Annotated in this window: 21 protein-coding genes; 5 read left to right on the top strand and 16 right to left on the bottom strand. The window is 70.6% G+C overall.

The window, feature by feature from the left end:
• Positions 1–58: 58 nt before the first annotated feature.
• The 6 genes from mqnE to ACH5AC_RS29635 form a co-directional block, all read right to left on the bottom strand.
• Entirely contained in the window at positions 59–1,222 is a 1,164-nt protein-coding gene (gene mqnE / locus ACH5AC_RS29660; RefSeq protein WP_398865273.1) for an aminofutalosine synthase MqnE, read from the bottom strand.
• Between the two features lie 38 nt (positions 1,223–1,260).
• Positions 1,261–1,716 carry an Lrp/AsnC family transcriptional regulator gene (locus ACH5AC_RS29655; RefSeq protein WP_398865272.1) on the bottom strand — a complete coding sequence of 152 codons (456 nt, stop codon included), beginning with the start codon at positions 1,714–1,716 and terminating at the stop codon, positions 1,261–1,263.
• Positions 1,717–1,808: 92 nt separating this feature from the next.
• Positions 1,809–2,462 carry a UbiX family flavin prenyltransferase gene (locus ACH5AC_RS29650; RefSeq protein WP_398865407.1) on the bottom strand — a complete coding sequence of 218 codons (654 nt, stop codon included), beginning with the start codon at positions 2,460–2,462 and terminating at the stop codon, positions 1,809–1,811.
• A gap of 55 nt (positions 2,463–2,517) precedes the next feature.
• The gene (locus ACH5AC_RS29645; RefSeq protein WP_398865271.1) at positions 2,518–3,090 is read right to left on the bottom strand and encodes a Uma2 family endonuclease; all 573 of its coding nucleotides are present in this window, start codon (positions 3,088–3,090) and stop codon (positions 2,518–2,520) included.
• Between the two features lie 45 nt (positions 3,091–3,135).
• The gene (gene mqnP / locus ACH5AC_RS29640) at positions 3,136–4,038 is read right to left on the bottom strand and encodes a menaquinone biosynthesis prenyltransferase MqnP (RefSeq protein ID WP_398865270.1); all 903 of its coding nucleotides are present in this window, start codon (positions 4,036–4,038) and stop codon (positions 3,136–3,138) included.
• Positions 4,035–5,492, bottom strand: coding sequence for a menaquinone biosynthesis decarboxylase (locus ACH5AC_RS29635; RefSeq protein WP_398865269.1), 1,458 nt, complete (start codon positions 5,490–5,492; stop codon positions 4,035–4,037). Before ACH5AC_RS29635 ends, mqnP begins: the two co-directional genes overlap by 4 nt.
• Positions 5,493–5,582: 90 nt before the next feature.
• Between ACH5AC_RS29635 and ACH5AC_RS29630 the strand changes: the two genes are divergently transcribed.
• Positions 5,583–5,912 (top strand): PLD nuclease N-terminal domain-containing protein, encoded by a 330-nt coding sequence (locus ACH5AC_RS29630; protein WP_398865268.1) that lies wholly within the window; start codon positions 5,583–5,585, stop codon positions 5,910–5,912.
• A gap of 7 nt (positions 5,913–5,919) precedes the next feature.
• On the opposite strand, the gene ACH5AC_RS29625 is transcribed toward ACH5AC_RS29630, so the two are convergent.
• Entirely contained in the window at positions 5,920–7,734 is a 1,815-nt protein-coding gene (locus ACH5AC_RS29625; protein ID WP_398865266.1) for an ATP-binding protein, read from the bottom strand.
• Positions 7,735–7,802: 68 nt separating this feature from the next.
• Complete coding sequence (locus ACH5AC_RS29620; protein WP_398865265.1) at positions 7,803–7,979, bottom strand: hypothetical protein; 177 nt, start codon at positions 7,977–7,979, stop codon at positions 7,803–7,805.
• 267 nt (positions 7,980–8,246) lie between these two features.
• On the opposite strand from ACH5AC_RS29620, the gene ACH5AC_RS29615 reads away from it, so the two are divergent.
• The 4 genes from ACH5AC_RS29615 to ACH5AC_RS29600 all read left to right on the top strand — a co-directional run bounded on the left by ACH5AC_RS29615 (position 8,247) and on the right by ACH5AC_RS29600 (position 13,565).
• Positions 8,247–9,248, top strand: a complete 1,002-nt coding sequence (locus ACH5AC_RS29615; protein WP_398865264.1) for a zinc-binding alcohol dehydrogenase family protein — start codon at positions 8,247–8,249, stop codon at positions 9,246–9,248.
• A gap of 39 nt (positions 9,249–9,287) precedes the next feature.
• A complete protein-coding gene (locus ACH5AC_RS29610) occupies positions 9,288–9,737 on the top strand; it encodes a nucleoside deaminase (RefSeq protein WP_398865263.1) in 450 nt (149 codons plus the stop codon).
• Between the two features lie 133 nt (positions 9,738–9,870).
• Entirely contained in the window at positions 9,871–12,015 is a 2,145-nt protein-coding gene (locus tag ACH5AC_RS29605) for a hypothetical protein (protein ID WP_398865262.1), read from the top strand.
• Positions 12,012–13,565, top strand: coding sequence for an ABC transporter substrate-binding protein (locus tag ACH5AC_RS29600; RefSeq protein ID WP_398865261.1), 1,554 nt, complete (start codon positions 12,012–12,014; stop codon positions 13,563–13,565). Before ACH5AC_RS29605 ends, ACH5AC_RS29600 begins: the two co-directional genes overlap by 4 nt.
• Here the strand turns inward: ACH5AC_RS29600 and ACH5AC_RS29595 are convergent.
• The 8 genes from ACH5AC_RS29595 to hemL form a co-directional block, all read right to left on the bottom strand.
• On the bottom strand, positions 13,562–13,963 hold the full coding sequence (locus tag ACH5AC_RS29595) for a hypothetical protein (RefSeq protein WP_398865260.1): 402 nt from the start codon (positions 13,961–13,963) through the stop codon (positions 13,562–13,564). The two genes, ACH5AC_RS29600 and ACH5AC_RS29595, sit on opposite strands and share 4 nt — an antisense overlap.
• A gap of 54 nt (positions 13,964–14,017) precedes the next feature.
• Entirely contained in the window at positions 14,018–15,130 is a 1,113-nt protein-coding gene (gene ccsB / locus ACH5AC_RS29590) for a c-type cytochrome biogenesis protein CcsB (RefSeq protein WP_398865259.1), read from the bottom strand.
• Positions 15,127–16,911 (bottom strand): cytochrome c biogenesis protein ResB, encoded by a 1,785-nt coding sequence (locus ACH5AC_RS29585; protein ID WP_398865258.1) that lies wholly within the window; start codon positions 16,909–16,911, stop codon positions 15,127–15,129. Before ACH5AC_RS29585 ends, ccsB begins: the two co-directional genes overlap by 4 nt.
• Before the next feature lie 3 nt (positions 16,912–16,914).
• Positions 16,915–17,685, bottom strand: coding sequence for a cytochrome c biogenesis CcdA family protein (locus ACH5AC_RS29580; RefSeq protein WP_398865257.1), 771 nt, complete (start codon positions 17,683–17,685; stop codon positions 16,915–16,917).
• Position 17,686: 1 nt separating this feature from the next.
• Positions 17,687–18,319, bottom strand: a complete 633-nt coding sequence (locus ACH5AC_RS29575; protein ID WP_398865256.1) for a TlpA family protein disulfide reductase — start codon at positions 18,317–18,319, stop codon at positions 17,687–17,689.
• Between the two features lie 67 nt (positions 18,320–18,386).
• Positions 18,387–19,676, bottom strand: coding sequence for a hypothetical protein (locus ACH5AC_RS29570; RefSeq protein ID WP_398865406.1), 1,290 nt, complete (start codon positions 19,674–19,676; stop codon positions 18,387–18,389).
• A gap of 112 nt (positions 19,677–19,788) precedes the next feature.
• Positions 19,789–20,436, bottom strand: coding sequence for a histidine phosphatase family protein (locus ACH5AC_RS29565; protein ID WP_398865405.1), 648 nt, complete (start codon positions 20,434–20,436; stop codon positions 19,789–19,791).
• Positions 20,437–20,468: 32 nt separating this feature from the next.
• A complete protein-coding gene (gene hemL / locus ACH5AC_RS29560; RefSeq protein ID WP_398865403.1) occupies positions 20,469–21,785 on the bottom strand; it encodes a glutamate-1-semialdehyde 2,1-aminomutase in 1,317 nt (438 codons plus the stop codon).
• Positions 21,786–21,818 lie beyond the last annotated feature (33 nt).

Here is a 21,818-nt window from a genome sequence, read left to right as displayed (position 1 = left end):
ACCCAAGGGGCGCGGGGAACGGCGCGATCAGCCACGACGGACCCGCACCCGGCGTACATCAGACGCGCATCGGCTGAGGCGCCTCCCGACGCCCGGGGTCGGCCCCGTCGTACTCCCGGATGACCTCGTACCGCGTGTTCCGCTCCACCGGCCGAAACCCCGCGTCGCGGATCAGCTCCAGCAGATCCTCCCGCGTGAGCTTGTTCGGCGTACCGAAGTCGTCCGCGTCATGCGTGATCTTGTACTCGACCACCGAGCCGTCCATGTCATCGGCCCCGAACTGCAACGCGAGCTGCGCCGTCTGCACCCCGTGCATGACCCAGAAGACCTTGACGTGCGGAACGTTGTCGAACAGCAGCCGCGACACCGCGAACGTCTTCAGCGCCTCCGCGCCGGTCGCCATCCGGGTCCGCGCCTGGAGCCGGTTGCGCACCTTGCCGTCCTTCAGGTCGACGAAGTCGTGCTGGTAGCGCAGCGGGATGAAGACCTGGAAACCGCCGGTCTCGTCCTGCAGTTCGCGCAGGCGAAGGACGTGGTCCACCCGGTGCCTGGGCTCCTCGATGTGGCCGTACAGCATGGTGCACGGGGTCTTCAGACCCTTCTCGTGCGCCAGCCGGTGGATGCGGGACCAGTCCTCCCAGTGGGTCCGGTGGTCCACGATGTGCTGCCGGACCTCCCAGTCGAAGATCTCCGCGCCGCCGCCGGTCAGGGACTCCAGACCGGCGTCGATCAGCTCGTCGAGGATCTCGGAGGCGCTGAGCCCGGAGATGGTCTCGAAGTGGTGGATCTCCGTGGCGGTGAACGCCTTCAGGGACACGTCCGGGAGGGCGGCCTTCAGCTCCCGCAGCGACCGCGGGTAGTACCGCCACGGCAGATTGGGGTGCAGTCCGTTGACGATGTGCAGCTCGGTGAGGTTCTCCGACTCCATCGCCTTGGCGAGGCGGACGGCCTCCTCGATACGCATGGTGTACGCGTCCTTCTCCCCCGGCTTGCGCTGGAAGGAGCAGTACGCGCAGGAGGCCGTGCACACATTGGTCATGTTCAGGTGCCGGTTGACGTTGAAGTGCACGACGTCGCCGTTCTTGCGGGTGCGCACCTCGTGGGCCAGACCGCCCAGCCACGCCAGGTCGTCCGACTCGTACAGCGCGATGCCGTCCTCGCGGGTCAGCCGCTCACCGGAGCGGACCTTCTCCTCCAGCTCGCGCTTGAGCCCGACGTCCATGCCAACACCTTTCTACGACAGCCCGACCAAACTTACGCCTAGACCTCTTCGGGCAGGTCCCCGACCCGGTTCTCCCACTTGGTGCTGAGCACAATGGTCGTACGGGTACGGGAGACGCCCTTGGTCCCCGACAGCCGCCGGATGATCCGCTCCAGCCCGTCGACGTCGCTCGCACGCACCTTGAGCATGAAGGAGTCGTCGCCGGCGATGAACCAGCAGTCCTCGATCTCGGTGAACTCCTTCAGCCGGGTCGCCACGTCCTCGTGGTCGGCGGCGTCGGAGAGCGAGATGCCGATCAGGGCGGTGACGCCGAGGCCGAGGGAGGCGGCGTCCACGGTGGCCCGGTAGCCGGTGATCACCCCGGCCGCCTCCAGCCGGTTGATGCGGTCGGTGACGCTGGGGCCCGACAGGCCGACAAGGCGTCCCAGCTCCGCGTACGAGGCCCGGCCGTTCTCTCTCAGGGCCTGGATGAGCTGCCTGTCCACCGCGTCCATGCGATTCGAAGCCTTCCTGAAGTGATGAGGGGTACTGCTGCTTACTACTCGCTGCTTACTGCTCGCTGTTCGCTGCTTGCTGCCGCTGTTCGCTACTCGCCCGAGGCCCCGCCGCCCAGTTCGCCCTTCCACCGGCGGTACAGGCCGTGCTGCTCGACACCCGCCGCGTCGAGGACCCGTCCGGCGACGAAGTCGACCAGGTCCTGGATGTGCGTGGCGCCCGCGTAGAAGGCGGGCGAGGTCGGCACCACGCGGGCGCCCGCGTCGTCCAGCGCGACCAGGTGGCGCAGGGTCTGGCCGTTCAGCGGCGTCTCGCGGACGGCGACGACGAGGGGCCGCCGCTCCTTGAGCGTCACGCTCGCCGCCCGCTGCAGCAGGTCCTTGGAGAGACCGAGGGCGACACCGGCGACGCAGGCCGTCGAGGCGGGGACGATGATCATCCCCCGGGTGGGATACGACCCCGAGGACGGCCCCGCGGCCAGGTCCCCGGCGGTCCAGTACCGGACCCGGTCCAGGTCGGCGTCGAAGACCCCCGGCTTGCCGTCGGCCCCTCGCGAGAGCCACTCACCCAGGTCGTCCCGCCAGTGCGCGTCCCGGAAGGAGATGCCCGTCTCGTCGACCAGGGTGAGCCGTGACGCCCTGCTGACCACCAGGTCAACGCTCTCCCCGACCCCGAGCAGGGCACGCAGCACAGCGGCGGCATACGGCGTCCCGGACGCCCCGGAGACCCCCACGATCCAAGGCACGCGCTGCTTTTCTCCTGCGTTCACACCTTGAGCGTACCGGTGGGGGGAGGGGTGCTCAGGAGCGGCCGGGCGCCTTGGGGTCCACGGGCAGCCGACCGGTGTCGAGCGTGAACTTCCCCAGCGGCGAGTCGATGCTCAGCTCCGGACCGTACGCAATGGTGTCCCGCCCCAGGTAGCCATCGGACGCCGGGTTCCACATGGTCACGGCGTGACCCTTGAGCGGGTCGAGGATCAGGTAGTTGGCGATCCCCCGGGAGGCGTACCAGCGGGGCTTGAGCTCGTAGTCGCGGCGGATGCTGCCCTGGGACACCACTTCGACGACCAGTTCGATGAGGTCGGGCGAGTACGCGCCCTCGTTCTTCGCCACTTCCGAGGCCGGAATGACAGCCAGGTCGGGACAGAACTCATTGTCCTCGTCGAACGGGAAGGCGACATCACTGGCGAAACCCCACTCCGCACCGACCTGGGTCTCAAGAGCGTTCCACACCAGACGGATGGTCTGCGCGTGGTGAGGCTTGACCGGACTCATCATGATGTTGCCCTCGACAATCTCCACCCGATAGCCGGGGAACATGTCCTCGAACCGGCTGAGCTGCGAGTGCAGGCGGTCGATGTCCGAGACGGTCATGGCGGCCTCCCTTGGTCCTGCACCCGATGGTAGGCCGCACGCTATTCACACGGTCAGACCACGAACCAGAAGATCGAGCAGCGCACACACGAAAAGCGCAATCCCGATGAACCCGTTGACGCTGAAGAACGCCCGGTTCACCCGGGACAAGTCGTGCGGGCGCACGATCGTGTGCTCGTAGACGAAGGCGGCCGCGACGATCAGGAGGCCGAGCCAGAAGAAGGTGCCGGCGTCGGTGGCGAGGGCGTACCAGACGAGCAGGGCGGTCGTGATCGCGTGGCACACCCGGGCGGAGCGGATCGCCGCCGGGACGCCGAAGCGGGCCGGGACCGACATGACGCCGATCCGGCGGTCGGCTTCGACGTCCTGGCAGGCGTAGATGAGGTCGAAGCCGCCGATCCAGACGCCCACCGCGAGGCCGAGGACGACCGCGTCCCAGTTCCAGGAGCCGGTGATCGCGAGCCAGCCGCCGACCGGGCCCATCGCCTGGGCGAGGCCGAGGATGGCCTGGGGGAAGTTGGTGAAGCGTTTCCCGTAGGGGTAGACCACCATCGGGATCACGGCGACGGGCGCCAGGGCCAGGCACAGGGGGTTCAGGAGCGCCGCCGAGCCCAGGAAGATCACCAGGGCGATCAGCGCGCCCGTCCACGCGTGGCGGACGGACATCGCGCCGGTCACCAGCTCCCGCTGCGCGGTGCGCGGGTTACGGGCGTCGATCTCGCGGTCGATGATCCGGTTGACCGCCATCGCGAAGGTGCGCAGGCCCACCATGCAGACGGTGACGAGCAGCAGCCGGCCCCAGTGGATGTTCCTGTCCAGCTGGAACATGGCGGTGAGGGCGGCGATGTAGGCGAAGGGCAGCGCGAAGACCGAGTGCTCGATCATCACCAGGCGGAGGAAGGCTTTGGCGCGGCCCGGCTGCGGGATCGCCGCGGAGGCGCTGGTCACAGGCCGTACTCCCGCCAGCGGCGGTCGACCAGCGCGGCCGTGTCCGGGTCCGACTCGACCATGTCCGGCCAGCCGCCGTCGCGCGTGTAGCCCTCCTCGGGCCACTTCTTCGTCGCGTCGATGCCCGCCTTGCCGCCCCAGAACTGCTGGTAGGAGGCGTGGTCGAGGTGGTCGACGGGGCCTTCCACGATGCTGAGGTCGCGGGCGTAGTCGGTGTTGCCGAGGGCCCGCCAGGCGACCTCGTGCAGGTCGTGGACGTCGCAGTCGGAGTCGACGACCACGATCAGCTTGGTCAGGGACATCATGTGGGCGCCCCAGATCGCGTGCATCACCTTCTGCGCGTGCTTGGGGTACTTCTTGTCGATCGAGACGATCGCGCAGTTGTGGAAGCCGCCCGCCTCCGGCAGGTGGTAGTCCACGATGTCCGGCACGATGATCTTCAGCAGCGGGAGGAAGAAACGCTCCGTCGCACGGCCCAGCGGCCCGTCCTCCGTCGGCGGGCGGCCCACGACGATCGACTGGAGCAGGGGCCGGCGGCGCATGGTCACACAGTCGATCCTCAGGGCCGGGAAGGGCTCCTGCGGGGTGTAGAAGCCGGTGTGGTCGCCGAAGGGGCCCTCCGGGAGCATCTCGCCGGGCTCCAGCCAGCCCTCCAGGACGACCTCGGCGTTCGCCGGGACCTGCAGCGGCACGGTCTTGCAGTCGACCATCTCGATCCGCTTGCCCGCGATGAAGCCCGCGAAGAGGTACTCGTCGATGTCGCCGGGGAGGGGGGCGGTGGAGGCGTACGTCACGGCGGGCGGGCAGCCGAAGGCGATCGCGACGGGGAGGCGCTCGCCGCGCCGGGCCGCCACCTGGTAGTGGTTGCGGCTGTCCTTGTGGATCTGCCAGTGCATGCCGATGGTGCGCTTGTCGTGGCGCTGGAGGCGGTACAGCCCGAGGTTGCGGATCCCCGACTCCGGGTCCTTGGTGTGGGTCAGCCCCAGGTTGAAGAAGGAGCCGCCGTCCTTGGGCCAGGTGAAGAGGGCGGGAAGCTTCTCCAGGTCCACCTCGTCGCCGTGCAGGACGACCTCCTGGACCGGCGCGTCCCCGGACTTCACCTTCTTCGGGGGTACGTGCGTCATCGCGCCGAGCTTGCCGAACGCCTCACGCACACCGACGAACCCGTGCGGCAGCTCCGGCTTGAGCAGGCCGCCGATCTTCTCGCTGATCTCGCCGTACGACTTCAGCCCGAGCGCCTTCAGCAGGCGGCGGTCGGTGCCGAAGACGTTCATCGCGAGGGGCATCGCGGAGCCCTTGACGTTCTCGAAGAGGAGCGCCGGGCCGCCGGACTTCTGGACGCGGTCGACGATCTCCCCGACCTCCAGGTACGGATCGACCTCCGCCTTGACGCGCTTGAGGTCGCCTTCACGTTCCAGTGCCCTGAGCAGGGACCGAAGATCGTCGTAAGCCATGGGGCCCAGTATCCCCGAGCGGCTACCCTGGCCCTGTACCTGGGGGCCGTGTGGCCCCCGGCCCCGACGACCGTTCCACTGGAGACGCCCATGCTCCGGGTGCTGATGTTCCTCGTGCCACTGGCGTTGAGCGTGTACGCGTTCATCGACTGCATCAGCACGAAGGAAGAGGACATCCGCCACATCCCCAAGCCGCTCTGGGCGATCCTGGTGCTCCTCTTCCCGCTGGTCGGCTCGATCTCCTGGCTGATCGCCGGCAAGCGCCGCAGCCCGGCCGCCGAGGGCTGGTCCGGCCTGCGCACCGGCGGCGCCCAGGACCGCCCGCGCTGGGTCGCCCCCGACGACAACCCGGACTTCCTGAAGTCCCTGGACGACGACGAGGACAAGGACAAGCGCGACAAGGGCAAGGGCGACAGCTAGCCCGCGGTCAGCCGACCACCTCCTCGGCGGCCGGTCGGCCGGTGCTCACGGAGTCGGGCAGCAGGACCAGTGAGACCGTGCCCACGTGGTCGGACGAGGGGCGGACCTGGACGCGGATGCCGTGCCGTGCGGAGAGGCGGGCGACCACGAACAGGCCCGTGCGCCGGGCGACATCGGGGGTCAGGGTCGGCGGGGTGGCCAGCCGGTGGTTGACGTCCGCGAAGCCCTCGGCGGTCATGCCGATGCCCCGGTCGTGGATCTCGATCATCAGGCGGCCGTCGGGCAACCGGGCCGCGAGGACGCGGACGATGGTGTGCGACGGGGAGAACCTGGTGGCGTTGTCCAGCAGTTCGGCCAGCAGGAGCACCAGGTCGGCCACGGCGCCGCCGTGGATCTCGGCCTCCGGGATGCCGGACGGCTCGATCCGCTCGTAGTCCTCCACCTCGGAGGCGGCGGCGCGCAGTACGTCGATCAGGAGGACCGGCTGGTCGAAGCGGCGGCCGGGCTCCTGGCCCACGAGGGCGAGGAGCTTCTCGCTGTTGCGGCGCATCCGGGTGGCGAGGTGGTCGAGCCGGAAGAGCTTCTCCATCTGGTCCGGGTCGGTCTCGTGTGTCTCCAGGTCGGTGAGCAGGGCCAGCTGGTCCTGGAAGAGCGCCATGTTGCGGTGGGCGAGGTCGGTGCAGACCGCGTTGACGGCGAACCGTTCCCGGGCCTGCTCGGTGATCAGCCGGACCGCCTCCCACAGCATTCGGTCGAACGCCCGGGCGACGTCCCCGACGTCGCCCTTGGCGTGGATGCCGAACCGCTCGACGCTGAAGTCGACGTCGTCCGGGTGGGCCCGGGACAGTTCCTCGGCCAGGCGGGGCAGACCGGCGTGGGCGGCGTCGCGTGCCACGGTCTCCAAGCGCCGTAGGGCCGCCGTCCTGTTGGCCACCGCGGGCTGTGCCCTCGCCGCTTTGTCGCCGGCCTCCCGGAGGATCTGTCTGGCCTCGGCCTCGGCCTGCTCACGGCGGTCGGTCGCCTCCCGTTCGGCCGCCTGCCGTACCCGCTCGGCCTCCCGACGGGCGTGGTCGAGGTCGGCGCGGTGCCGGTCGGCGGCGCCCGCCGCCTTCGCCTCCCGCAGGCGTTCCTCGGCGACCAGCCGCTCCAGCCGCTCGCGTTCCGCCGCCTCTTCCGCCTCGGCGAGGTCCGCTTCGAGCTGCGCGCAGCGGGCTCGTGCCGCATCGCGTTCGCGTACCGCCTCGGCCAGTTCGGCCTCCAGTTCCCGGATCGTCGCGTGCAGTTGCTCGCAGCGCGTCAGTTCGGTGCCGAGCAGCTGCCGGTCATGGGCGCCGGTGTCCTCGATCTGCTGGATACGGGCCTTGAGCCGGCTCAGCTGGAGTGTGCGGTGGGACAGGTCCTGTTCGAGGTCGCGGATGCGCAGCTCGGCCTGCTCCCTCTTGAGGACGGCGTCCTCCAGGCTGTCGCCGGCCATCTGCTCGCGGTACCGGGCGGGTTGGTCGCTGAGCAGGGCGTCGCGGTGCCGCTGGTAGAGGCGTGCCTGTAAGTCGGCGGTGACCTCGCGGCCGTTGCGCCGGCAGGCCGACTTCATCAGGACGTCGAGGAACTGCTTGTCGGGGATGCGGTCGCCCTTGAGGTAGCGGCAGACCGAGGCCGGGCCGAAGTGGTGGGTGGCGGCGAACGCGCGCAGGCTCAGCCCGGTGGCCTGGAACAGGCCGCGCATCGCGAGGACCAGGTCTCTGGTCTCCGGGGAGAGTTCGGGCCGCAGGTCCTGGAAGCCCTTGAGGTGCTCCACGTCGCCGAATTCGTGCTCTTGCCCCACCGATGGCCCCGCCTCTCCGTCCCCTTCGCCCCCATAGGTTCCCATCTCTTCGTCCGCCGATCAGCCGGTCAGTCGATCAGCACGTTGAAGAACGGCACGGCGGCACCGAAGACGGCCGCCCCCACCAGGACGCCCTCGGCCGCGGCCTGTCCGGCGAGACCGGTCAGGACGCCCGCTCCGATGCCGCACAGGGTCCCGAGCAGGAAGATCAGGGCCGAACGGGGGGTCAGCAGGGGGCGGTGCACAGCGACTCCTTCGGGTCGTCCGCGGGGTGTGACGACAGCGTGCCGGAGACCGGGGGTGTCGCGGGACGGAAACACCGCCCGTTTCCGCAGGTGGGAACAGTTCGCGACGGACGGAGTCTCGTTCCCGGCCGGAAACACCCCCCGCACCCCCTTGAACTTGTCCGATGACCCTCGTACTTTGAAGACCGCCATACTTCGACGACCGTCGTACTTAGCTCAGGCTTTCGGTCGTCGACGGACGTCATCGAGAGGCGGAGGTGTGCGCCCATGCGCGCGGTCGAGTTCCAGGAGTACGGCGGTCCCGGCGTCCTCGGGGTGGTGGAGGCCGACGTGCCGGAGCCCGGACCCGGGCAGGTGAGCATCGACGTGGCGTACGCGGGCGTGAACTTCGCCGACCTCAAGGCCCGCGCCGAGGGCTACCGGGTGGCCGGGCTGCCCTACCGCCCCGGCATCGAGGTCTCCGGCCGGGTCCGGGCGCTCGGCGCGGGCGTCGAGGGCCTGGCCGTCGGCCAGGAGGTGGCGGCCCTGCTGCAGAGCGGGGCGTACGCCGAGGTGGCCGTCACCGACGCGGCGACCGTCTTCCCGCTCCCGGCCGGCGTCGGCCTGCGCACGGCCGCCACCCTCCCGACGGTCCTGCCGACGGCGTACGGCCTGCTGCACACCGTGGGTCGGCTCCAGCCCGGCGAGAACGTGCTGGTGCAGAGCGCGGCGGGCGGTGTCGGCACGGTGGCCGGCCAGCTGGCGAGGGCGGCCGGCGCGGGCGCGGTGTACGGGGTGGTGTCCTCCGGGGCGAAGGCCGAGCACGCCCGTGCGCACGGCTACAACGAGGTGTTCGTGTCCCCGGCGGACGCCGGCCTCGCCGGGGGCGGCCTGGAGAAGGCGGTGCGGGCGGCCACCGGCGGGCGCGGGGTCGACCTCGCCCTCGACCCGGTCGGCGGCGACGCCTTCCGCGCCTCGCTGGCCTCCCTGGCCCCCTTCGGCCGGCTGATCTCCTTCGGCAACGCCGCCTCGGCCGAGCCCTGGCGGGTGACACAGCCGGAGCTGTTCTCCCGCATGGTCGCGGTCGGCACCTTCTCCGTACTGACGCTGGCCGCGACCGACCCACGGCGGCTACGAGAACTGGCCGAACTTGCGTTCGCGAAGGTCGCCGACGGCACCGTCTCCCTCCCGGTCACCGCCGAGTTCCCCCTCACGGACGCGGCCGCCGCCCACCATCTGATGGGCTCCCGCACCAGCACGGGCAAGCTGCTGCTGCGGATGGAGGGGTAGGTCCCGGGGATCCTCGCACGGCTCCGGCACAGTGGACGCATGGACCGGACTCAGGCACACACATGGCTCGCCACCGCCCTCGCGGAGGCCCGCGCCGGGCTCGCCGAGGGCGGGATCCCGATCGGGGCCGCGCTCTACGGCCACGACGGCACCCTGCTCGGCCGGGGCCGCAACCGGCGCGTGCAGGACGGGGACCCGTCCACGCATGCGGAGACGGCGGCCTTCCGGGCAGCGGGGCGGCAGCGGTCGTATCGCGGTACGACGATGGTGACCACTCTCTCGCCGTGCTGGTACTGCAGCGGCCTTGTACGTCAGTTCGGGATCTCCCGGGTGGTGATCGGCGAGGCGGTCACCTTCCACGGCGGCCACGAGTGGCTGGCGGAGCACGGCGTGGAGATCGTGCTGCTCGACGACGCGGAGTGCGTCGGAATGATGCGCGACTTCATCGAACGCCGTCCCGACCTGTGGAGCGAGGACATCGGGACCTGAGCGTTCCCGAGCGCTTCCGCGGCGCGCCGGGACGCTGATTTCGTAACCCAACGGACATCACGCACCCTAGTCCGAACCAACTCCCCCTTCTTACCCTGGTGTTGGCAGACTGACCGCTCCGGGGGGAGACGCGGTGGGCAGACGATTGCACGGACGGGGAGCACTGTTCGACGTCGAACCCGCCGGTCTCGTGCCGCGGCTGGTCGGACTGCGCCCCCACGAGCACCTCGCCACCAGGACCGACCAGCCCCGTGAGCTGCCCGTCCTGGTGCTGGCTGGCGGGCGTGGGCTCGGCAAGAGCGCGGTGCTGGGCGAGGTGCGGGAGGCGTACACCGAGCGCACCCGCTCGGGCGAGCCGCGCAAGCGGACGCCGCTGGCGCTGATCGACTGCGAGGACGGGCAGTTCGCCGCGCCACCGCACGAGGAGAGCCCGGAGTCCTGGTCACCGGTGTGGCAGGCGCTGCTGGTCCTGGCCGAGCAGCTCACCGAGCCGGTGAAGGCGGCAGGGCAGCTGACGTTCCCCCGGCTCACGGCGGGCCTGGTGGCGGTCCGGGCGAGCGACTGGAGCGGGCGGACCGACTCCGACCGGATCCGGCGCGAACTGACCCGGATCCTGCTGCTCAACGAGCGCGGGTCCCGCTTCTCCCTCGCCGGGCGGTGGGCCGGGAAGGTCGCCGCGAAGGTCGTCGCGGCGGCCAGCGGGCAGGGCGCCTTCGTGGCCGCCGCGATCGAGGCGACCCTGGAGGCGCTGTCGGAGGGCGTCACCTCACGCAAGGAACAGCGGCCCTCCGCCTGGTACCGCGCCTACCCCAACGCGGGCGGCAACGCCAAGCGCGGACTCCTCCTGCTCGCCGGGAACTTCCGCGCCGGCGGCACCTCCCGCGAGCACGCCGAGCGCTGGCTGGTGCGGGCCCTGCTGGCCGACCTCACGGAGGCGTACTCGGGGCTCGGCTCGCATCTGAGGCGGCTCGGCCGGCCGGTGGTCCTGCTGGACAACGCGCAGGGCGGGCCGGGGCCGGGGCTGCTGGACGCCGTACTGCGGGACCGCTCCGAGGGGAGCGCCGACCAGGTCGTGTTCATCGCCGCCGTACGCGGCATGGAGCACGGCCCGCTGCGGGGCGCCGTACGGCGGGAGCTGGCGGAGGTGGCCCGGAGCACCGACTGGGAGCCGGGCAGTGCGCCGGCCTCGCGGGCGCTGCTGGTGCCGCTGCCGCCGCTGTCGCCGGACGACACCCTGCACATCGTGGGCGCGGTCTGCGAGGACGCCGAGGTGCCGCCCCAACTGCCGCACGCCGTGCACCGGCTGACCGGCGGCAACCCGCTGGGCATCGTGCTCGCCGCCGGCGCCGCCCGGCAGCACCCCGGCCGGGCCGCCTCGCTGGGCCGGCTGCTGGCCTCACGGATCACCCTGGAGGAGGGGCAGGCCGACGTCCGCCCGGCATACGGGCGGTTACTCGCGCGGCTGGTCCCGCCCGACCGGCTCGACGAGCTGACCGTGCTGGCCGCCGCCCACGACCACGACTCGGCGGTAGCCCTGGCCACCGCCCAGCTCCCCGACGACTTCGGCTCCTCGGGCGTACGGTCCTTGCGGGCCCGGCTCGCCGAGGAGGGGCTGACCTCCGCACCCGGGCACTTCATCGGCGACCCCTTCGTGCGCACCCTGCTGCTGCTCCGGCTGCACCACCGCCACGCCGACCACGCCAAGTGGCGGGAGGTCCACGAGACACTGATCCGCTACTACGCGGAGCGCCAGGACAGCGATCCGGAGCACGCCGACCGCTATCGGCTGTACCACGAACTCGCCCTCGGCGACACGGCCGGCGCGGTGGCCTACCTGCGGGACGGCTTCCACTGCCTGGACACGCGCGCCTGGCTGGACACCCTGCGCTTCCTGGCCACCGCGCCCTACTTCCACGCACACGACGCCGAGGGCCGTGACGCCACCGGCCACACCGACCGTCGTACGGCCGTCGCGCTCGGCCACACGGACGCCGACGAGCCGCCACCGGAGGGCGTGGACCCCTTCCTGCACCTACGGATACGGCGGCTGCTGCACGCGGTGTGGCAGGTCGCCGACCCGCTGGTGCTGCCCGACCCGGGCGTGTGCGACCGGCTCCGCTTCGAACTGCTGCAACTGTCCGACCTGCGGCCGGCCGGGGGCGCGCTGCTCTTCGCGACGTCCCGCGCCTGGCCCGAGGACGCCCTGGCCGGGCGCGCCCTGAGCCTGCCGGCCGAGGACGGTCCGGACTCCGACGACGGTGAGGGGGACGCCCGATGAGACATGGGGTGCTGCGCGGGCTGCGGGAGATCTGGGCGATCCGGCTCTACCGCTATGTCGCCCTGCTGGTCGTGGCCGGGATGATCACCGGCGGCTACTTCGGCGTGCGGGCGGTCCTGGAGGAGGACCGCTCGTGCGCGCCCGGGGTGGTACGGCCGGAGAACAGCGACGAGTGCGTGGGTGTGGCGTCGACGGTGTTCGACTTCGGGCGGCCGCAGCTGCGGGACGCGGTGAGGGCGGTCGTCCGGGAGAACGGGCGGCTGGAGAAGGGGAGTTACGTCACGGTCGCGCTGGCGCTGCCGTACACCTCCACCACCGCCTCCACCCTGCGGGACATCCAGCACGAACTGCAGGGCGCCTACCTGGCGCAGTGGCAGGCCAACCACCGGGCCAACGGGCAGCACCCGGCGATCCGGCTGGTGCTGGCCAACCCGGGGGCGACCGGCGACCACTGGCCCGACCTGATCGACGATCTGGAGGAGATGACGAAGGGCGAGGACCGGCTGCGGGCGGTCGTCGGCATCGGGATGAGCACCGACCCCAACAAGAAGGCCGTGACGGAGCTGACCCGGCGGGGCATCCCGGTGATCGGCTCCTCCATCACCGCCGACGACCTCGCCAACGGACAGCGCGGCGAGGACCCCTTCCCGGGACTGGCCCGGGTCGCCCCCACCAACACCGACGAGGCCCGCGCGCTGGCCTCCTTCGCCAAGGTCGGCGCGGACCGGGCGCTGCTGGTGTACGACAAGCCGGGCGACCCCTACACCCGGACCCTCCAGGAGAGCTTCGCGGCGCTGATCAAGGGCTCGCCGTACGAACCGCAGCCCTTCACCCCGCCCTCCGACCGCAGCCAGGAGGGCACCACCGCGAACACCTTCCGGCAGATCACGCACCTGGTGTGCGACACCGCGCCGGGCACCGACACGATCCTCTTCGCGGGCCGCCACACCCAGCTGCGGCAGTTCATCAACGCGCTGGGCGGCCGGGGCTGCCAGGACCGCCGGTTCACGGTGCTCACCGGCGACGAGGGGTCGTATCTGGACGCCGAGAAGGACCTGAACCGCGGCGCCCTCACCCGCAACCTCTCCGTGCGCTACACCGCCCTCGCCCACCCGGACGCCTGGACGAACGCGGCGCCGGGGACGACGGGCGGCTCGGCGGCGGACGCGGCCGTCCTCATGGAGCTGCTGGCGCTCGCCGAGCGGGACAAGCAGGTCGGCCCAATCGGGAAGGTCACCCTGGAGGACGGCCAGGCGATCATCGGGTTCGACGCGATGCAGCTCGCCGTGAAGGGCATCCGGGAGGCGGTCGGCGAGGGCGCCACGATTCCCCGGCTGGACGACGTGGGCCTGCAGTGGCCGCAGGTCAAGGGGTCGCTGCGGGTGAACGGGGCGAGCGGCTGGATCTGCCTGGACGTGCACGGCAACCCGTACAACAAGGCGGTGCCGATCGTGGAGCTCACCCCGGAGGGCGGCTCCCGCTTCGTCCGCATCGCCTGGCCGGAGGGGAAGCCGCCGGAGAAGGGGTGTCTGACGCCGTCGGAGTCCTAGAGGCCCTCAAGGTTGTCGATCAACTGCTCGAATCGATCCCTCCATCGCTGCTCCGACTCCCCCTCTCCCTGGAACTCATGGGTGAACCGCAGGAGCGACTCCGTCTCCCCGGCCCGCTCCAGATGGAACCGGACCCGGCCGCCGCCCTCCACCGAGTACTCGGCGACCCGGTCCACGTCCCACGCCGTGACCTGCCCCGCGCCCAGGCCGCGCAGCGCGACCATGCCGCCGAGCCGGGGTTCGAGCACATCGACGGGGGTCCACCAGGCGCCGATCCCCTCCGGGGTGGCGAGCGCCGGCCAGACCGCCTCCATGGGCCTCGGGAGCCGCACCAGGAAGTGCAGGATGTGCGTGTTCCCGTGGGTCTGGCTGGTGCCCTGTTCGATGGAACCGGTCATAGCACCAGCCTGGCCCTGGGGTGCGCGTTTCGCACGTGTTCTACGGCTCAGGTCTCAGAACCCGGCGGACCGGAGGACGCCCAGGCCGACGTCGGCGTAGGAGTGCTTGCCGGAGACGAAGATGTTGACGCCGTAGTAGTTGAACAGCCAGCAGCCGAAGGCGGCCAGCGCCAGGTACGCGGCCTTGCGGCCCTTCCAGCCGGCCGTGGCGCGGGCGTGCAGATAGCCGGCGTAGGCGACCCAGGTGATGAAGGACCAGGTCTCCTTGGGGTCCCAGCCCCAGTAGCGGCCCCAGGCGTCGCCCGCCCAGATGGCGCCCGCGATGATCGTGAAGGTCCACAGCGGGAAGACGGCCGCGTTGACGCGGTAGGCGAACTTGTCCAGGGACGCGGAGGCGGGCAGCCGGTCCAGGACCGAGTTGGCGAACTTGCCGGGCTTGCCGCCGCTCGCCAGCTTGTTCTCGTACGAGTCCTTGAACAGGTACAGGATCGCGGCGACCGCGCCGACGTAGAACACCGCGCCGCACAGGATCGCGGTGGAGACGTGGATGTACAGCCAGTACGAGTGGAGGGCGGGAACCAACTGGTCGCTGGCGGTGTACAAGACAGTGACGGCGAGGCCGAGATCGAGGAGGACCGTGGTGATCAGGAACAGCCCCAGCCAGCGCACGTTCTTCTTCAGGGCCAGCAGCGTGAGGTACACGGTCACGGCCACGGTGGAGAAGGTGATGTTGAACTCGTACATGTTGCCCCACGGCGCCCGCTCCACCGAGGCCGCGCGGGCGATGACCCCACCCAGCTCGATGGCCCAGGCGAGCACCGTGAGGGACACGGCGATACGCCCGTAGAGGTCCCCCTGCTCGTCCCCGCCGTGCGCCCCGGGCCCGTCCGGCACGTCCCGCGTACCCGTCGCCGCCCGCACGACCACCTTCGGCCGCTCCAGTACGGCGGTCCCTCCGGCCTTCTTCACGGTGACGGCCGGCGCCTGCGCCTTGGTCCTGGCATCGGCGGTGAGCGCGGCCGCCGTGCGCCCGACCTTGCTGCGGCTGCCGAAGAGCCATTCGGCGATGTAGGCGAAGAAGGCCAGGGTGTAGACGGCCATCGCGGAGTAGATCAGCGTGTTGCTGATGTTCGCGAGGTTCTCGTTGGCTGCGACGGCGAGAGTCACTTGTCAGCCCCTTCGGCAGGTACGACTTCGGGGTCGGGGTCGGGTGAATCTGAAGGGTCGGGCTCCTGGTCCGGGTCGGGTGCCCCGGGTGCCTGGTCGTACAGGATCCCGGCGAGGTCGCCTAGTTCCTCGGGTACCTTGGCGGACTCGCTGCGACCGAGCCCGGCCATCTCGACGACGGTGACGCCGTCGGCGCCGGTGGTGGCCCGCACCCACACGCGGCGGCGCTGGATGAACAGGGAGGCGGCGAGACCGAGGATCGCGGCGAGCGAGCCCGCCAGGGCCCAGCCGCTGCCGGGTGCCTGGACGATCTGGAAGTTCGCCCACTGCTTGGTGCCCTCGTAGGTGATCGAGCCGGCGCCGTCCGGGAGTTCCATGGTGTCGCCGGGCTTCAGCTGCTTCTTCAGCAGCTCGCCGTCGGTGTCCTTGAACTCCTTCATCTTCTTCTTGTCGAGCTGGTACACGCTCTGCGGGATGCCCGAGTTGACGCCGAGGTCGCCGTGGTAGGCGTTCAGCGACAGCACCGGGTTCAGCAGCGCGGGGAACCGGGAGAGCATCGTGGTGCCCTCGCCGCCGTAGGTCGGCAGGAAGAACGCCTGGAAGGCGAGCTGCTCGGACTCGCCCTGCGGGTTCCGGTAGCCGTCGTAGACCTTGACCACACCGGAGGAGGTGATGTTGCCGTCGAGCGGCAGCAGCGGCACCGCGTCGCGGTAGACCACCTCGCCCTTGCCGTCGCGGACGGTCACCACGGGGGCGTAGCCGTGGGCGGTGAGATAGACCTTGGCGTCGCCGATCTCCAGCGGGTGGTTGACCTGGACGACGGTCTTCCGGTCCTTGCCGTAGGCGCCCTCGCTGTAGGTGAGGGCCGCCTCGAAGGTGCGCGCGGTGCCCCGGTTGGGGCCGCTGAGCTCATAGGTGCCGTGGAACTTGTCCAGGGTGAAGCTGAACGGCTCCAGGTCGTCGGTGTGGAAGAGGTTGCCCGACTTGAAGTCGTCGTAGGAGACGAGGACGTTGGAGAAGCCGTCGCCCTCGACGACCAGCTTGTTGCCCTCGGACTTGAACAGCTGGCCCCAGGCGAAGGCGACCAGCATCACGATCAGCGCGATGTGGAAGACGAGGTTGCCGACCTCCCGCAGATAGCCCTTCTCGGCGGCGACCGCGTCACCGACGATGGGGGCACCTCCCACGCCTTTAGGGCTGTGGGGGAGGGCGCGGAAGCGGCGCTTCTTCAGCAGGGCGAGGGCGGCCTCGTGGACCTCCTCGGGCGTCGCCTCGGTCCGCCAGGTGGTGTGCGCGGGCAGCCGGGTCAGCCGCTTGGGCGCGCCCGGCGGCCGGCCGCGCAGCTGGCCGACGAACTGCCAGGTGCGGGGCACGATACAGCCGATGAGGGAGACGAACAGCAGGATGTAGATCGCGGAGAACCACACCGAGCTGTAGACGTGGAAGAGGCCGAGCTGGTCGTAGATCGGTGCGAGGGTCTTGTGGGCCGCGCGGAAGTCGGCGACCTTCGTCTCGTCGCTGCCGGACTGCGGGATCAGCGAGCCGGGGATCGCGCCGAGCGCCAGCAGCAGCAGGAGCAGCAGGGCGACCCTCATGGAGGTGAGCTGACGCCAGAACCAGCGGGCCCAGCCGATGACGCCGAGGGCGGGCACGGAGCCGAGCGTCTCGCGGGGTGCGGTGGACAGCTGGGAGCCGGCGGCGCCGAGGTCCTGGTCCGTGGCAGCGTCGTCGGGCGCCGGGTCGGTGGGCACGGGGTCGGTGGGCGCGGTGGTCTTGCTCATCGATCAGATCCCCACAGTGAAGCCGTTGGACCAGGTCTGCATGTCCTGCACGATGCGGTCCCAGACGCCGGTCAGGAGCAGCAGTCCGGTCAGGATCATCATCGTGCCGCCGATCCGCATCACCCAGACATAGTGGCGCTTGACCCAGGTGAAGGCGCCGAGCGCCTTGCGGAAGGCGATGGCGGCGAGCACGAAGGGGAGACCGAGGCCGAGGCAGTAGGCGACGGTCAGCACGGCGCCGCGGCCGGCGCTGTTCTGCTGCGCGGACAGGGCGAGCACGGAGGCGAGGGTCGGGCCGATACAGGGCGTCCAGCCGATCCCGAAGAGCGCGCCGAGCAGGGGCGCGCCGACGAGCCCGGTCGCGGGCCGCCGGTGGAAGCGGAACTCTCGCTGGGTCAGCCAGGGCATCAGCCCCATGAAGAACACGCCCATGAGGATCATGAGCACGCCGAGCACCTTGGACAGGATGCTCTTCTCGGCCTGGAGGGTGTCCCCGAAGTAGCCGAAGAGGGCCCCGCTGGAGACGAACACGGCGGTGAAGCCGAGCACGAACAGGGAGGCGCCCATGACCATCCGGCCGCGCCGGGCCTCGGCGAGGTCGGTGCCGCTGATGCCGGTGACGTAGGAGAGGTAGCCGGGGACGAGCGGCAGGACGCAGGGCGAGAAGAAGGAGACGAGGCCGCCGAGCAGGGCGATGGGCAGGGCGACGAGCAGGGCGCCGTTGAGCACCGTGTCGTTGTAGCCGACGGCGGCGAGCGTGGTGACTGCGGTCACGTCACTTCTCCGCGAGGACCGGGTCGATCATCTTGCGGAGCTTCTCCTCGCTGAGCGCGGCCAGCGAGCGCGCGGCGATCTTCCCGTCCCGGTCGAGGACGAGCGTGGAGGGGATCGCCTGGAGGTTGAGGGTGCCCTTCTCGAACCGGAGCAGGAGCTTGCTCGTCGGGTCGTAGAGGCTGGGGTAGGTGACGCCCTGTTCCTTCTCGAAGGCGCGGGCGTTGAGGACCTCGGTGTCGCGGGTGTTGATGCCGATGAACTGCACGCCCTGGTCCTTGAGGTCCCGGTGGACCTTCTCGAAGTTGGGCGCCTCCGCACGGCAGGGCGCGCACCAGGAGCCCCAGACGTTCAGGACGACGATCTTGCCCTTGTAGTCGCCGACGCTGAGCTGCTCGCCGTCGACCGTCTTGCCGGAGAGGTCGGGGGCCGCGTCCCGCTGGCCCTTCGTCACCGTGGCTATGCCGTCCTTGCCCATGACGAAGTTGGTGTTGCCGCCTCCTCCGGAGGTGCCTCCGGAGGTGCAGGCGGACAGCAGCAGGGCGGCGACGGCGGCTCCGGCGGCGGTCCTCAGGGCGGCGCGGCGCGGGCGGCCGGCGGTGGTCGAGCGCAGGGGGGCGCGGCAGGCGGCACTCATGTGAATACTTTCGCATGCCCGTTCTGCGGATCTTGCGCACCCCCCTTACGGGGGGCACTTGCGCATTTCAGGCGGCGTTCGGGGTCCCGCTCGGAGCGTCGGCCAGGAACGTCTTCCAGCCGCCGGCCGGCTGCCGGCCGACCTCCAGGGTGCGCAGCTTGTCGAGCACCTCCGGCTTCTGTACGTCGATCCAGTCGACGAACTGCCGGAAGGACACGATCCGTACGTCGCCGCCCTTCTCCTTCTCGCCGGCGATGTACTTGAGGGCTTCCTCGACGGCGTCCATGTAGATGCCGCCGTTCCACTGCTCGAAGTGGTTGCCGACGAAGAAAGGCGCGCGGTTCGTCTCGTATGCCCGCTTGAAGCCGGATATATACGATTGGGCGGCTTGTTCGCGCCAGCCCGGGTAGTTGTGGGCGGGCGCCTTGGTGGTGTTGATCGACTGGTTGGCCAGCATGTTGTAGTCCATGGAGAGGACCTCGAAGCCACGGCCGGGGAAAGGTATCTGCTGGAGCGGCAGGTCCCAGATGCCCAGCTTCTTGCGGGGCCAGACCTGGCGGCCGCCCGGCGAGGAGGCGTCGTAGCGCCAGCCCAGCTCGCGGGCGGTGGGCAGCAGGTTGTCCTGGCCCAGCAGACAGGGCGTGCGGCCGCCGATCAGTTCCTTGTCGTAGTCGAACGGCAGGGACGGCAGATCGGTCCACCCGCTGTTGGTGCGCCACTCCTTGACGAAGGACTTCGCCTGGTCGATCTCGCTGCGCCACTGCTGCGACGTCCAGTGCGCGACCGAGCCGCGCCCCTCCCCGCAGAAGTGCCCGTTGAAGTGGGTCCCGATCTCGTGCCCTTCGAGCCAGGCGCGGCGCACGCCCGCCAGCGTGTCCTTGATGTGGTCGTCGGTGAGATACCCGATGTCGGAGGCGCCGCGGTTGTTGTTCGGCGGGTCGTAGAGACGCTTCTTCGACTCGGGCAGGAGGTAGAGGCCGGAGAGGAAGAAGGTCATGGACGCGCCGTGCTCCTTGGCGAGGTCCAAAAAGCGCGGGAAGAGGCCGTTGCCGACCTCGCCGGCGCCGTCCCAGGAGAACACGACGAACTGCGGCGGCTCCTGCCCCGGCTCCAGCGGCACGGGCTTGGCCGGCTGGTGGGGCTGCTTGCCGGTGAAGGCGGTGGAGCCGTCGCCGATGGGGCGGGCGGTGGCGCTGGGGCCGGCGCTCGGGCTGCCGTCGGGGCCCTTCCCGGAGCCGCCGGCCCCGCTCGACCCGTCCGACTTCGAAGAGGTGAAGCCTCCGCACCCCGTGAGTCCGACGGCGGCGGCCGCGCCCGCGCCGAGTCCGAGTGCTCCCCTGCGGCTGAAGGTGCGCATCGCGCGTCCCCCGTTCGTCATGCCCTGTGGTGTCACCCATGGAGAGGACATGGCGAACGGGGAAGTTCCGCCAGTAGTTCCGCGTTTGGTAACGGAAGTACGCAGAAAACGCTTACGCCCCGAACGCCTTCTGCTTCCCCTTCACCGGCTTGGCGCCGGCCAGCAGATGGGCGGGGACCAGATCGCGGGCCGGCTCGGTGTAGCCGACGGAGACGATCCGGTCGCCCTGGTAGGTGAAGGTGGTCAGCGAGGCGAGCGTGCACTGCCGCTTGCGCGGGTCGTGCCACAGCCGCCGCTTCTCGACGTAGGACCGCACGATCCAGATCGGCAGCTGATGGCTGACCAGCACGGCCTCGTGTCCCCGCGCCCGCTCCTTGGCGGCGTCCAGCGCCCCCATCATCCGTACGACGATGTCGACGTACGGCTCGCCCCAGGACGGCTTCAACGGGTTGACGAGGTGCTTCCAGTTGCCGGGCCGGCGCAGCGCGCCGTCGCCCACCCCGAAGGTCTTCCCCTCGAAGACGTTGGCGGCCTCGATGAGCCGCGCGTCGCTGCCCAGGTCGAGACCGTGCGCCTTGGCGATCGGTGTGGCGGTCTCCTGCGCCCGCTCCAGCGGGGAGGCGCAGACGTCGACGACGTCCCGGGAGGCGAGGTGGTCCGCGACCCGGTCGGCCATCTGCCGCCCCAGCTCGGACAGGTGGTAGCCGGGCAGCCGCCCGTACAGGACCCCGTCGGGGTTGGCCACCTCCCCGTGCCGCATGACGTGGACGACGGTGATGTCGGACTGGGTGCTCACGCGGTCGCCTCCGAGGCGGCTCGGGCCGCCGCCGGAAGGGCGTCGGCGATCTTCTGGACGGCCCGCTCGTCATGGGCCGTGGACACGAACCACGACTCGAAGGACGACGGCGGCAGATAGACGCCGTTCGCGAGGAGCGAGTGGAAGAAGGCGTTGAAGCGGAACGACTCCTGCGCCTTGGCGTCCTCGTAGTTCCGCACCGGACGGTCGATGAAGAACACCGAGAACATGTTGGAGGCGCTCTGCACGGTGTGCGCGACGCTCTCCTTGCTGAGCGCCTCGGAGACGAGGGTCTGGATCTGCCGGGACACGGCGTTGACCTTGTCGTACGCCGCGTCGTCGAGCAGCCGCAGCTGGGCGAGTCCGGCGGCGGTCGCGACCGGGTTCCCGGAGAGGGTGCCGGCCTGGTAGACCGGCCCGGCGGGAGCCAGATGGGCCATCACATCGGCCCGTCCGCCGAACGCGGCGGCCGGGAAACCACCGCCCATGACCTTGCCGAAGGTCATCAGGTCGGGCCGGACCCCGTCGACGCCGTACCAGCCGGCCCGGCTGGTGCGGAAGCCGGTCATGACCTCGTCGGAGATGTACAGCGCGCCGTTCTTCGCGCACGCGTCCTTGAGCCCCTGGTTGAACCCGGGCAGCGGCGGTACGACGCCCATGTTGCCCGGCGACGCCTCCGTGATGACGCAGGCGATCTCACCGGGGTGCCGGTGGAACGCCTCGTGCACGGCCTCCAGGTCGTTGTACGGCAGGACGATGGTGTCGCCGGCCTGGGCGCCGGTGACGCCCGGGGTGTCCGGCAGCGCGAAGGTGGCGACGCCCGAGCCGGCCGCGGCGAGCAGCGAGTCGACGTGACCGTGGTAACACCCGGCGAACTTGATCACCTTGCTGCGCCGGGTGAAGCCGCGGGCCAGCCGGATCGCGGACATGGTCGCCTCGGTCCCGCTGGACACGAGCCGCACCTGGTCCACGGGCTCCACCCGGGCCACGATCTCCTCGGCGAGCGCGACCTCGCCCTCACCGGGCGTACCGAAGGAGGTACCGCGGGAGACGGCCTCCTGGACGGCGGCGATGACCTCCGGGTGGGAGTGCCCGAGGATCATCGGCCCCCAGGAACAGACCAGGTCGACGTACTCGCGCCCGTCGGCGTCGGTCAGGTACGGGCCCTTGCCGGACACCATGAAGCGGGGCGTGCCGCCCACGGCGCGGAAGGCGCGCACCGGGGAGTTCACCCCGCCCGGCGTGACGGCGGCCGCGCGGTCGAACAGGGCCTGCGAGACAGGCGCATCGTAGGGGTAGGGCGCTGCCGGCAGCGCTCCCGAAGAGGGCGTTTCGCTCATGACCTG

The organism is Streptomyces sp. NPDC018693 (genome assembly GCF_044391385.1).
Lineage (GTDB): Bacteria > Actinomycetota > Actinomycetes > Streptomycetales > Streptomycetaceae > Streptomyces.
The sequence above is the reverse complement of the archived record's forward strand: the minus strand, read 5'-3'. Positions and strand labels throughout refer to the sequence as shown.